Genomic DNA, 12,132 nt, shown 5'->3' on the forward strand with positions numbered 1-12,132 from the left:
TCGATCGAAAACGATTCGAAAGCTTGGAACGAAGGGAGAAAACATGGCTCGTCGACGGCCACATACGCGCATCGGTCTCGTGCTCGGCGGTGGCGCCGCGCGCGGCTGGGCGCATATCGGCGTGATCCGCGCGCTGCACGAAGCGGGCATCAAGCCCGACGTCGTCTGCGGCACGTCGATCGGCGCGCTGGTGGGCGCGGTCTACGCGAACGGCGACCTCGACTGGCTCGAAGGCTGGGTGTCGAGCCTGACCTGGCAAACCGTCGTGCGGTTGCTCGATCTGCGCATTTCCGGCGGCCTGCTCGGTGGACGCAAGGTTATCCAGATTTTCGCGGACAAGTTCGCCGGTCGCGAGATCAGCCAGTTGCAGATGCCGTTCGCGGCGGTCGCGACCGAACTCGATTCCGGTCGTGAAAGCTGGCTGCAAGACGGCAGCGTGGTGGACGCGGTGCGCGCGTCGATTGCGATTCCCGGCATCTTCACGCCGGTCTGGCACAACGGCGTGTGGCTGGTCGATGGCGGGCTCGCGAATCCGGTGCCGGTGTCGGTGGCGCGCGGGATGCGCGCGGACTTCGTGATCGCCGTCGATCTGAACAACGACATCCTGAACGGTCGCGATTTCGGCGGCGCGGTGGTCGATACGCTCGCGGTCGATCCCGATGCGCCACCGCCCGGCTCGCTGCGCAAGAACGGCCAGCCGTGGCCGCGCTGGCTCGCGCCGTCGGCCGACAGCCGCTTCACGCGCGACGTCCGCGTGCCGCCGCCGCCGAGCGCGCGCTTGCCGTCGATGCTCAGCGCGGTCGCGCAAAGCATCGACATCATGCAGGTGCGGATCACGCGCAGCCGCCTCGCCGGCGAACCCGCCGACATCCTGATCCAGCCGCGTCTCGGCGGTATGGGAATTTTCGATTTCCATCGCGCGCGACCCGCAATCGAAGAAGGACGCGCGGCCGTCGAACACATGATGCCGGCGATCCGCGCACGACTCGGGCTCGACGGTTTCTAGTAACCGGGCTTGGCCGCGACGTCGCGCAATGACGCGCGACATCGCGAATCTTCGGCCGTTGCGCCTATCGAAAAAGCGACCCAAAGTTTGCTAATTCGGTGCGGCGCGCGCTGCGCCGCGACGCCTGCCACATTCCTCCGATCTCGCTGAGACACCGCACCTCGCGTGCTTTCCGGCCTTTCCGGCGATTCCGCCCGCGCATGCTGCATCGCAGCACGCGCGCCGGACCGGTTTGAGCAATTTATTTTCGCTGGCGACGATGCGCGTCATCTGAAGCCGGCCTGTGTGCGCCGGCCGCCCCGGTCGTTCATACCTATCGCGGATCATCCCTGGAGACGCCCGTGTTCCTCTACGGCTTTGGCCCGGTCTTGCTGGCCGGCACGATGCAGACCATCGAACTGTCGGTGTTATCGCTGGCGACATCCGTGGTGCTCGGGCTGGTCGGCGCGGCCGCGAAACTGTCGCGCAACCGCGCATTCAGCGCGCTCGGCACCGCGTACACCACGCTGATCCGTTCGGTGCCGGACCTCGTGCTGATGTTGCTGCTGTTCTACAGCATCCAGATCGGCGTCAACAATCTGACCGACGCGCTCGATCTGCCGCAGTTCGATATCGATCCATTCGTGGCCGGCGTGCTGACGCTCGGTTTCATCTACGGCGCGTATTTCACCGAGACCTTTCGCGGCGCGTTTCTCGCGGTGCCGCGCGGTCAGCTGGAAGCGGGCAGCGCCTACGGCATGAGCGGCGCGCGCGTGTTCGCGCGGATCATGTTTCCGCAGATGATGCGATTCGCGTTGCCGGGCATCGGCAACAACTGGCAAGTGCTCGTAAAAGCCACTGCGCTGGTGTCGATCATCGGCCTCGCGGATGTCGTCAAGGCGGCGCAGGACGCGGGCAAAAGCACCTTCAACATGTTCTTCTTCATCCTGATCGCCGCGCTGATCTATCTCGCGATCACCACCGTCTCGAACCTCGTGCTGATCTGGCTCGAACGCCGCTATTCGACCGGCGTGCGTCACGCAGACCTGTAAAACAAGGCGAATCATGCTCGACATCGTTCAACAGTTCGGCCGCGCATTTCTCTACTGGGACGGCCAGGGACTCTCGGGACTCGCGGTCACGTTATGGCTGCTGGTCGCGTCGATTGCGATCGGCTTCGTGGGTGCGGTGCCGCTGGCGGTCGCGCGCGTCTCGAAGCGCCGCTGGCTGTCCACGCCGGTGCGGCTCTACACCTATGTGTTTCGCGGCACGCCGTTGTACGTGCAGTTGCTGCTGATCTACACCGGCCTGTACAGCCTCGAATTCATCCGCTCGCATGTGTGGCTCGACGCGTTTTTCCGCAGCGGATTTCACTGCGCGGTGCTCGCGTTCGCGTTGAACACCTGCGCGTACACGACCGAGATTTTCGCGGGCGCGATCCGCTCGACCTCGCATGGCGAAGTGGAAGCGGCGCGCGCGTATGGCATGTCGCCGTTCACGATGTACCGGCGCATCGTTCTGCCGTCCGCATTGCGCCGCGCGCTGCCGTTGTACAGTAACGAAGTGATCCTGATGCTGCATGCGACCACCGTTGCGTTCACGGCCACCGTGCCCGATATCCTGAAGGTCGCGCGCGACGCGAACTCGGCCACGTATCAGTCGTTCAACGCGTTCGGCCTCGCGGCGCTGCTCTATCTTGCGGTATCGTTCGCGCTGGTTGCGCTGTTCCGTCGCGCGGAGCGCCGCTGGCTCGCGTATCTCGCGGTGCGGCCGCACTGATCGCCGTCCCGAAGCATCCTGTCATTGCATCCATCAAGGGAGAGCATCTTGCTCCACACCACGCAAACCGACGCCTGCAAGCTCGCTGTCCTGGATATCCACAAGCGCTTCGGCGACAACGAAGTGCTCAAGGGCGTGTCGATGAATGCGAACAAGGGCGATGTGATCAGCATCATCGGCGCGAGCGGCTCGGGCAAGAGCACGTTTCTGCGCTGCATCAACTTTCTCGAACGGCCGAACGCCGGACAGATCATCGTCGATGGCGAAGCGGTGCGCACCAAAACCGACCGCAGCGGCAACCTCGAAGTCGCTGATCACAAGCAGTTGCAGCGCATCCGCACCAGGCTGTCGATGGTGTTCCAGCACTTCAATTTGTGGGCGCATATGAATGTGCTCGAAAACATCGTCGAAGCGCCGATTCACGTGCTCGGCGTGCCGCGCCGGGAAGCGGAGGAACGGGCCCGCGCGTATCTGGAGAAGGTCGGTCTCGCACCGCGCGTGGAGAAGCAGTATCCGTCGCATCTGTCGGGCGGCCAGCAGCAGCGCGTCGCGATTGCGCGCGCGCTGGCGATGGATCCCGACGTGATGCTGTTCGACGAACCCACCTCCGCGCTCGATCCGGAACTGGTCGGCGAAGTGCTGAAGGTGATGCAGAAGCTCGCCGAAGAAGGGCGCACGATGATCGTCGTCACGCATGAAATGGGCTTTGCGCGCAACGTGTCGAATCATGTGATGTTCCTGCATCAAGGTCGTACCGAAGAAGAAGGCCGGCCCGCCGACGTGCTGACGACACCGCGCAGCGAACGGCTCAGGCAGTTCCTGTCGGGCAGCCTCAAATAACGTCCGCGGCGCAGCGTGCGCCGCACATTCCGGCACAATCGCGGTTTCTCCCTGGCTCAGTCGTCTGAAGATGTCCCGTCCCGTTCCTCCGGCTCGCACCACGCAAGTGGCCATCGTCGCATTGCCGCCGGTCTCGCTGTCGGGCATCGGGCCGATCGTCGATGCGCTGACGCTCGCCAACGAGATCGACGGCCGCGCGCTGTACCGCTGGCAGGTGTGTTCGTGGGACGGTCGCGCGGTGCCGCTGTCGGGCGGCGCGCAACTACCCGCCGACGCCGCATTCGGCGACGCGATCGCGTGCGACTGGCTGATCGTGATCAGCGAGCGCTACCAGCAATTCGCCGACTACCGCCTGTTTCTCGCCAGCCTGTCGCGGGTCGGCCAGCGCACGCCGCTCGTCACCGGCATCCATCACGGCGTCTGGTGGCTGGCGATGGCGGGGCAGCTTTCCGGTTATCGCGTGAGCGTCAACTGGGAAACCTATCAGCAGTTCTCCGAGCAGTTCGAACGCTCGATCGTCACCCAGCAGATCTTCGAGATCGACCGCGATCGCGCCACCTGCGCGGGCGGTCAGGCGAGCGTCGATTTCATGCTGGCGATGATCGGCCGCGATCACGGCCCCGAACTCGCCGAACGGATCGCCGACACGCTCGGCGTCGGCGTGTTGCGCAACGGCGACGAACGTCAGCGGATTCCGTACGTGACCGCGCCCGGCGAGCGGCATCCGCGTCTGAACGACGCGCTGCAACTGATGGAAGCGAATATCGAAGACCCGCTGACCACCGATGAAATCGCCGGACTGGTCGGGATCTCGCGGCGTCAGCTGGAGCGGCTGTTTCGCCAGTATCTCGACGCGATGCCGTCGAAGTATTACCTCGGCCTGCGTCTGTCGAAAGCGCGCACGCAATTGCAGCGCACCGGCAAATCGGTCGTGCAGATCAGCCTTGCATGCGGATTTTCGTCGGCGGCGCACTTTTCGAACGCGTATCGCGAGCGTTTCAACGTGACGCCGCGCGAAGAACGCCGCAACTGGCTGGAAAAGCAGCACGGCGGCATGCTGGTCGAGCCGCGCGCGGGCGCGCTGATCGAACCGCCAGACCGCGACGCATGAGCGCCGCGACGCTTTTGTCGCGCGCGTGCCTTAACATTGACGCTTTTGCCCGATAGAACGCGTCGCGTATGCGCAAGACGTTTCGCGCGCAGTTTCCTACACTACCGTCATTACCCGTAACGAGGATTTGCCATGAACGACCTGACTGTGACCCGCGAGACTTTCGACGAAGCGCTGGTGCCGACGTATGCGCCTGCCGCATTCATCCCGACGCGCGGCCTCGGTTCGCGTCTGTGGGACACGGAAGGCCGCGAATATGTCGATTTCGCGGGCGGTATCGCCGTCACCGCGCTCGGCCATTCGCATCCGGAACTGCTGAAGGTGCTGCACGAGCAGGGCGGCAACCTCTGGCATATCAGCAACGGTTTCACCAACGAGCCGGTATTGCGCCTCGCGAAGCGCCTCGAAGCGCTCACGTTCGCCGACCGCGCGTTCTTCGCGAACTCGGGCGCCGAAGCGAACGAAGCCGCGCTGAAGCTCGCGCGCCGCGTCGCGTTCGACCGTCATGGCGCGGACAAATACGAAATCGTGTCGTTCTTGCAGTCGTTCCACGGCCGCACCTTCTTCACGGTCAGCGTCGGCGGACAGCCGAAGTATTCGGAAGGTTTCGGCCCGGTGCCGGCCGGCATCGTGCATCTGCCGTACAACGACATCGACGCGGCCGTCAAAGCCATTACGGCTAAAACCTGCGCGGTGATCGTCGAGCCGGTGCAAGGCGAAGGCGGCGTGATTCCGGCCGACCCTGCGTTCCTGAAAGCACTGCGCGACGCGTGCGACGCGCACGGCGCGCTGCTGATTTTCGACGAAGTGCAAACCGGCGTGGGCCGCACCGGCCATTTCTATGCGTATGAAGACACCGGCGTGACGCCGGACATCCTGACCACCGCGAAATCGCTCGGCAACGGCTTCCCGATCGGCGCGATGCTCACCACCAGCGAACTCGCCGCTTACCTGAAGGTCGGCACGCACGGCACGACGTACGGCGGCAATCCGCTCGGTACGGCAATCGCCGACAAGGTCGTCGAACTGATTTCGGACCCGGCGGTGCTCGAAGGCGTGAAGGCGCGCAGTGCATCGTTCAAGGCGCATCTGGCCCGGCTGAACGAACGCTTCACGCTGTTCAGCGACGTGCGCGGCAAGGGGCTGCTGATCGGCGCGGAACTGGTCGATACGTACAAGGGTCGCGCGAAAGATTTCGTCGCCGCGGCAGGCCGTCACGGTCTCGTGATGCTGATGGCCGGCCCGGACGTGCTGCGTTTCGCGCCGTCGCTGATCATTCCGCAAGCGGATATCGACGCGGGTTTCGCCAGCCTCGAAAAGGCGATCGAAGAAGTGATCGCGGCCGTCGCGGCCGAAGCCGCGCAGGCCGACGCCACCGCAGCCGCGCGTTGATGCGCGCATCGTCAATGCGTGCTCCGGCACGCGCTTATTTCTTCCTGGAACGATGATGCTCTTCGTACGCCCCGGCCGCCTCGCCGATCTCGATGCGCTCCAGCACATGGCGCGCACCGCGCAACCCGTGCTGCATTCGCTGCCGCACGACCGTCGTGCGCTCGAAGCGCGGGTCGCGCTGTCCGAGGATTCGTTTCGTGCGGACGTGGATTTTCCGGGCGAAGAGTTCTATCTGTTCGTGCTCGAAGATCTCGACACCGGCAAGCTGCTCGGCACCGCCAGCATCGTCGCCGCGGCCGGGTATTCGGAGCCGTTCTACGCATTTCGCAACGACGCGCTGATCCATGCGTCGCGCGAACTGCACGTGAACCGCAAGATTCACGCGTTGACGATGTCGCATGAACTGACCGGCAAAAGCCGTCTCGCCGGTTTCTATATCGACCCGGCGCTGCGCGACTCGCCCGCCGCGCATCTGCTGTCGCGCGCGCGGATGATGTACGTCGCCGCCAATCGCAAGCGCTTCACGCCCGAGGTGTTCTCGCTGCTGCTCGGCGTGACCGGCGACGACGGCGTGTCGCCGTTCTGGGAAGCGGTGGGGCGCAAGTTTTTCGGCCGCAATTTCGCGGACATCGAAATCGAATCGGGCGGCCGTAGCCGCACCTTTATCGCGGAAGTGATGCCGGCGTATCCGATCTATGTGCCGTTGTTGCCGGAAGCCGCGCAACGCGTGCTCGGCGAGCCGGATGAAAACGCGCTGCTCGCCTATGACATTCACCTCGAAGAAGGCTTCGAGGCGGACCGTTTCGTCGATATTTTCGATGCCGGTCCGGTACTGACCGCGCGCGTGGATCGCAGCGCGTGCGTCGCTTTCAATGAAACCCGCACCGTGCACGAAGTGACGTCGGTGGCGCCGGGCGAGCCGTATCTGGTCGCCTGCAACCGGCCCGGCGAATTCCGCTGCGTGCTCGCCGACCTGCAGGCGGGCAAGGGTATCGGCGCGCGTCTGGGCGCGGACGCCGGTCGCGCGCTCGACGTTCGCGACGGCGATGCGGTGCGCTGTGTCCCGCTGCATCGGCGGGCTTCGGTAGATCAGGATTTGTCGGGAGACGCACAATGATCGTCGTTCGCGTCGTGCAGACGGGCGATGTGGACGCGCTGGTCGCGCTCGCTCACGAGACCGGTCCCGGTCTCACCACGTTCAAGCCGGACCGCGATGCGCTCACGGCGCGCGTCGCGCGTTCGCGTCGCACGATGGACAACCAGGCCGCGGCCCATGAAGCCGGTTATTTCTTCGTGATGGAAGACACCGCAACCGGCGACGTCGCCGGTGTGTGCGGCATCGAAACCGCGGTCGGGCTGGAACAGCCGTTTTACAACTATCGCGTCAGCACGGTCGTGCATGCGAGCCAGGATCTGGGTATCTGGACGAAGATGCGCGCGCTGAACATTTCGCACGATCTGACCGGCTATTCGGAAGTGTGCTCGCTGTTTCTGAGCCCGCGTTACCGGACGAGCGGCGTCGGCGGCTTGCTGTCGCGCTCGCGCTTCATGTTTCTCGCGCAATTTCGCGAGCGCTTTCCGCAGCGGATCTGCGCGGAACTGCGCGGCCATTTCGACGGGAACGGCACGTCGCCGTTCTGGCGCGCGGTCGGCTCGCATTTTTACCAGATCGATTTCAACGCGGCGGATTACCTCAGTTCGCACGGCCGCAAATCGTTTCTCGCGGAACTGATGCCGCGCTATCCGGTGTATGTCGAGCTTTTGCCGGAAGAAGCGCAGAACTGCGTCGGCCTCACGCATAACGACACGATTCCCGCGCGCCGGATGCTCGAAGCGGAAGGGCTGCGCTACGAGAATCACGTCGATATTTTCGATGCGGGTCCGGTGCTCGAATGCCATATCAACGACCTTCGCACCGTGCGCGAAAGCGTGCTGGTGCCGGTTGAAATCGCCACGGTCGATGCGTACCAGGACGGTCTGCGCTCGATGGTGTCGAACACGTCGCTGGGCGATTTCCGCGTCGGCGTCGCGGTGGGCGTGCCGGTCGATGGAGTGTTCCGTCTGAATCCCGAAGAAGCCGCCGCGCTGGACGTGAAGGCAGGCGATCCGGTGCGCGTGCTGCCGCTGAAAAACAAACAAGGATGAACATGAGCGAGCTTTTCATCGACGGCGAATGGACGGCTGGTAACGGCCCCGCGTTCGCATCGCGCAACCCCGGCACGAACGCTGTCGTGTGGGAAGGCAACAGCGCATCGGCGGCGGATGTCGAGCGCGCGGTGATGGTGGCGCGTCGCGCATTCGTCACGTGGTCCGCGTGGAGTCTCGACGAACGCTGCGCGATCGTGCGGCGTTTCGCGGCGCTGATCACCGAGCGCAAGGAAGCGCTGGCGCAGGCGATCGGTCGCGAGACCGGCAAGCCGTTGTGGGAAGCGCGCACGGAAGTCGCGTCGATGGCTGCGAAGGTCGAGATCTCGATTCAGGCGTACAACGAACGCACCGGCGAGAGGCGCGCGGCGATGGCCGACGGCACGGCCGTGTTGCGGCATCGTCCGCATGGCGTGGTGGCTGTGTTCGGCCCGTATAACTTCCCTGGGCATCTGCCGAACGGGCATATCGTTCCCGCGCTGATCGCCGGGAATGCGGTGGTGTTCAAGCCGTCGGAACTCGCGCCCGGCGTCGCGCGCGCGACCGTCGAGGTATGGCGCGACGCGGGTCTTCCCGAAGGCGTGCTGAACCTCGTGCAAGGCGAGAAAGAGACCGGCGTCGCGCTGGCGAATCATCGTCAGATCGACGGGCTGTTTTTCACCGGCAGTTCCGACACCGGCACGCTGTTGCACAAGCAGTTCGGCGGACGCCCGGAGATCGTGCTCGCGCTCGAAATGGGCGGCAACAATCCGCTCGTGATCGCGCAGGTCGAAGACGTGGACGCCGCCGTACATCACACGATCCAGTCGGCGTTTCTGTCGGCGGGGCAGCGCTGCACGTGCGCGCGGCGCATCTTCGTGCCGGAAGACGCATCCGGCGACCGCTTCGTCGAACGCTTCACGGACGTCACGTCGCGGATCGCCGTCGGCGAATACGACGCCGATCCGCAGCCGTTCATGGGCGCGGTGATTTCGGCGCGCGCCGCGGCGCGTCTGGTCGCGGCGCAACAGCGACTGCTCGACGGCGGCGCCCGCGCATTGCTGACGATGACCCAACGCGACGCGCAACTCGGCTTCGTCACGCCCGCCATTCTCGACGTCACGAACGTGCGCGACCTGCCCGACGAGGAACACTTCGGCCCGCTCGCGCAGATCGTCCGCTACAAGACGTTCGCCGAAGCGATCGAGCGCGCGAACGACACCGAATTCGGTCTGTCAGCCGGTTTGCTCGCCGACGACGAAGCGCAGTGGACGCTGTTCCAGCGCACGATCCGCGCAGGCATCGTTAACTGGAACCGGCCGACCAACGGCGCGTCTTCCGGTGCGCCGTTCGGCGGCACGGGCCGCTCCGGCAACAACCGTCCGAGCGCGTATTACGCGGCGGATTACTGCGCATACCCGATGGCGTCCGTCGAAAGCGCGCAACTGTCCATGCCGGCGAGCGTGTCGCCCGGCCTTCATTTCTGAGGATCGCCGATGCAAGCCACTGAAGCGAATTTCGACGGTCTCGTCGGCCCGACGCATAACTACGCGGGGCTGTCGTTCGGCAATGTCGCGTCGCAGAACAACGAGAAATCCGTCGCCAATCCGAAGGCTGCCGCGAAGCAGGGGCTGCGCAAGATGATGCGCCTGGCCGACCTCGGTTTTCATCAGGGCGTGTTGCCGCCGCAAGAGCGGCCGTCCATCCGTTTGCTGCGTGAACTCGGTTTTTCCGGCGACGACGCGAGCGTGATCTCGAAGGTCGCGAAGGAAGCGCCCGAGTTGCTGGCCGCGGCGAGTTCGGCATCGGCGATGTGGACCGCGAATGCGGCGACCGTCAGCCCGTCCGCCGACACGCAGGATGGCCGCGTGCATTTCACGCCCGCGAATCTGTGCAGCAAGCTGCATCGCGCGATCGAACATCAATCGACGCGCCGCACCTTGTCCACCATCTTCGCCGACGAGTCGCGTTTCGCGGTGCATGAAGCGCTGCCGGGCACGCCCGCGCTCGGCGACGAAGGCGCGGCGAATCACACGCGCTTCGCGGCGGAATACGGCCAGCGTGGCGTCGAATTCTTCGTGTACGGGCGCAGCGAGTATCGTCGCGGTCCCGAGCCGAAGCGTTTCCCCGCGCGTCAGACTTTCGAGGCGAGCCGCGCGGTCGCGCATCGTCACGGGCTCGACGATTCGGCCACCGTCTATGCGCAGCAAACGCCGGACGTGATCGATGCGGGCGTGTTTCATAACGACGTGATCGCGGTCGGCAATCGCCACACGCTGTTCTGTCACGAGCGCGCGTTCGTCGACCAGAGCGCGGTGTACGACGCGTTGCGCGGCAAGCTCGAAGCACTGAAGTCGCCGTTCGACGTGATCGAAGTGCCGGATGCACAGGTTGCCGTTGCGGATGCGGTGTCGTCGTATCTGTTCAACAGCCAGTTGCTGACGCGCCCCGACGGCAAGCAGATTCTGGTCGTGCCGCAAGAGTGCCGCGAGAACGCGCGGGTCGCGGCGTATCTGGACGATCTCGCCGCGCACAGCGGTCCGATCGACGACGTGCTGGTGTTCGATCTGCGTGAAAGCATGAAGAACGGCGGCGGCCCGGCGTGCCTGCGTCTGCGGGTGGTGCTGAACGAAGCCGAGCGCGCGGCCGTGTCGCCGGACGTGTGGATCAACGAAACGCTGTTCGGCAAACTCGACGCGTGGATCGAAAAGCATTATCGCGATCGGCTCGCGCCCAGCGATCTGACCGATCCGGAATTGCTGGTCGAATCGCGCACGGCGCTGGATGAGTTGACGCAGATTCTCAAGCTCGGCTCGCTGTATGACTTCCAGCGCTGAGGCGGCAATGAGTACAAGCAGCGTGATGCTGGACGATTTCCTGACGTACACGCTGGCGGGCAAACGCCCGTCGCCGGACGACGCACACGGTGTCGGCGCGAGCGGCGTGCGGTTTCGCTGGCTCGACGACGGCGTGCTGCAACTCGAACCGCGCGACCACGCGGATAGCGGTGCGTCGCGCAGTGTGCTGGTGTCGGCGGGGATTCACGGCGACGAAACCGCGCCGATCGAATTGCTGTCGTCGCTGGTGCGCGATATCGCGCGTGGCGATGCCGCGCTCGGATGCCGCGTGCTGGTCATTCTCGGCAACGTCACGGCGATGCGCGCCGCGCGCCGGTATCTCGACGACGATCTGAACCGTCTGTTCAGCGGCCGTCACGCCGACGTGCCGGACAGCCACGAAGCGCCACGTGCGATCGCGCTCGAACGGGCGACAACGCAATTTTTTGCGGACACGCCCGACACGCCGGGCGCACGCTGGCACATCGACATGCATACGGCGATCCGCGCGTCGGTGTTCGAGCAGTTCGCGTTGTTGCCGCATACGCTGCATCCGTTGTCGCGGGCGATGTTCGAGTTTTTGCGCGACGCGCGGATCTCGGCGGTGCTGTTGCACACCGCGAAAGGCAACACGTATTCGCACTTCACCGCGCACGCGTGCGGCGCGCTCGCGTGCACGCTGGAACTCGGCAAGGTGATGGCCTTCGGTCACAACGACCTGACGCGTTTCGCCGGCGCCGATCACGCGTTGCGCGATCTGCTCGCGGGCACGCCGGGCGATGCGTCGGCGTCGATGCCGCAGGTGTTCACCGTCATCGGTCAGATCACGAAGCAAAGCGATGCATTCGATTTGCGGATCGCCGCCGACGTGTCGAACTTCACGCCGTATCCGAAAGACACCGTGCTCGCGGTGGATGGCGATTATCGTTACACGGTGAGTCACGACGAGGAGCGCATCGTGTTTCCGAACCCCACTGTGAAGCCCGGTTTGCGTGCCGGCTTGCTGGTCGTCGATACGACGCGCGAGACGCTTGCCGCGCTCGCTTGACGCGTCGAACGCGACC

Annotated in this window: 11 protein-coding genes; all 11 read left to right on the forward strand. The window is 64.8% G+C overall.

Annotated elements, in window-relative coordinates; genetic code table 11:
• Positions 1–43 precede the first annotated feature (43 nt).
• A complete protein-coding gene (locus PW947_RS29705) occupies positions 44–1,006 on the forward strand; it encodes a patatin-like phospholipase family protein (RefSeq protein ID WP_299636256.1) in 963 nt (320 codons plus the stop codon).
• Positions 1,007–1,347: 341 nt separating this feature from the next.
• The gene (hisQ, locus tag PW947_RS29710; protein WP_299636257.1) at positions 1,348–2,037 is read left to right on the forward strand and encodes a histidine ABC transporter permease HisQ; all 690 of its coding nucleotides are present in this window, start codon (positions 1,348–1,350) and stop codon (positions 2,035–2,037) included.
• A gap of 13 nt (positions 2,038–2,050) precedes the next feature.
• Entirely contained in the window at positions 2,051–2,764 is a 714-nt protein-coding gene (locus PW947_RS29715; RefSeq protein ID WP_299636258.1) for an ABC transporter permease, read from the forward strand.
• Positions 2,765–2,812: 48 nt separating this feature from the next.
• Positions 2,813–3,604 carry an ATP-binding cassette domain-containing protein gene (locus PW947_RS29720; protein ID WP_299636259.1) on the forward strand — a complete coding sequence of 264 codons (792 nt, stop codon included), beginning with the start codon at positions 2,813–2,815 and terminating at the stop codon, positions 3,602–3,604.
• Between the two features lie 70 nt (positions 3,605–3,674).
• Complete coding sequence (locus tag PW947_RS29725) at positions 3,675–4,715, forward strand: GlxA family transcriptional regulator (protein WP_299636260.1); 1,041 nt, start codon at positions 3,675–3,677, stop codon at positions 4,713–4,715.
• 132 nt (positions 4,716–4,847) lie between these two features.
• On the forward strand, positions 4,848–6,107 hold the full coding sequence (locus PW947_RS29730; RefSeq protein ID WP_299636262.1) for an aspartate aminotransferase family protein: 1,260 nt from the start codon (positions 4,848–4,850) through the stop codon (positions 6,105–6,107).
• Between the two features lie 55 nt (positions 6,108–6,162).
• Positions 6,163–7,224 carry an arginine/ornithine succinyltransferase subunit alpha gene (aruF, locus tag PW947_RS29735; protein WP_299636507.1) on the forward strand — a complete coding sequence of 354 codons (1,062 nt, stop codon included), beginning with the start codon at positions 6,163–6,165 and terminating at the stop codon, positions 7,222–7,224.
• On the forward strand, positions 7,221–8,252 hold the full coding sequence (astA, locus tag PW947_RS29740) for an arginine N-succinyltransferase (protein ID WP_299636263.1): 1,032 nt from the start codon (positions 7,221–7,223) through the stop codon (positions 8,250–8,252). The genes aruF and astA overlap by 4 nt, the downstream gene beginning before the upstream one ends.
• 2 nt (positions 8,253–8,254) lie before the next feature.
• Positions 8,255–9,718, forward strand: coding sequence for a succinylglutamate-semialdehyde dehydrogenase (gene astD / locus PW947_RS29745; protein ID WP_299636264.1), 1,464 nt, complete (start codon positions 8,255–8,257; stop codon positions 9,716–9,718).
• Positions 9,719–9,727: 9 nt separating this feature from the next.
• Positions 9,728–11,068, forward strand: coding sequence for an N-succinylarginine dihydrolase (astB, locus tag PW947_RS29750; protein ID WP_299636266.1), 1,341 nt, complete (start codon positions 9,728–9,730; stop codon positions 11,066–11,068).
• A gap of 7 nt (positions 11,069–11,075) precedes the next feature.
• Positions 11,076–12,116, forward strand: a complete 1,041-nt coding sequence (astE, locus tag PW947_RS29755) for a succinylglutamate desuccinylase (RefSeq protein ID WP_299636268.1) — start codon at positions 11,076–11,078, stop codon at positions 12,114–12,116.
• Positions 12,117–12,132 lie beyond the last annotated feature (16 nt).

The sequence above is a fragment of the Paraburkholderia sp. genome (assembly GCF_028283785.1).
In the GTDB taxonomy this organism is placed as follows: Bacteria; Pseudomonadota; Gammaproteobacteria; order Burkholderiales; family Burkholderiaceae; genus Paraburkholderia.

What these genes read in the sequence shown, in the direction of transcription:
- PW947_RS29705 (WP_299636256.1), top strand. Translation starts at nt 44, where the DNA reads ATGGCTCGTCGACGGCCACATACGCGCATCGGTCTCGTGCTCGGCGGT.
- PW947_RS29715 (WP_299636258.1), top strand. Translation starts at nt 2,051, where the DNA reads ATGCTCGACATCGTTCAACAGTTCGGCCGCGCATTTCTCTACTGGGAC.
- PW947_RS29725 (WP_299636260.1), top strand. Translation starts at nt 3,675, where the DNA reads ATGTCCCGTCCCGTTCCTCCGGCTCGCACCACGCAAGTGGCCATCGTC.
- PW947_RS29730 (WP_299636262.1), top strand. Translation starts at nt 4,848, where the DNA reads ATGAACGACCTGACTGTGACCCGCGAGACTTTCGACGAAGCGCTGGTG.
- aruF (WP_299636507.1), top strand. Translation starts at nt 6,163, where the DNA reads ATGCTCTTCGTACGCCCCGGCCGCCTCGCCGATCTCGATGCGCTCCAG.
- astA (WP_299636263.1), top strand. Translation starts at nt 7,221, where the DNA reads ATGATCGTCGTTCGCGTCGTGCAGACGGGCGATGTGGACGCGCTGGTC.
- astD (WP_299636264.1), top strand. Translation starts at nt 8,255, where the DNA reads ATGAGCGAGCTTTTCATCGACGGCGAATGGACGGCTGGTAACGGCCCC.
- astB (WP_299636266.1), top strand. Translation starts at nt 9,728, where the DNA reads ATGCAAGCCACTGAAGCGAATTTCGACGGTCTCGTCGGCCCGACGCAT.
- astE (WP_299636268.1), top strand. Translation starts at nt 11,076, where the DNA reads ATGAGTACAAGCAGCGTGATGCTGGACGATTTCCTGACGTACACGCTG.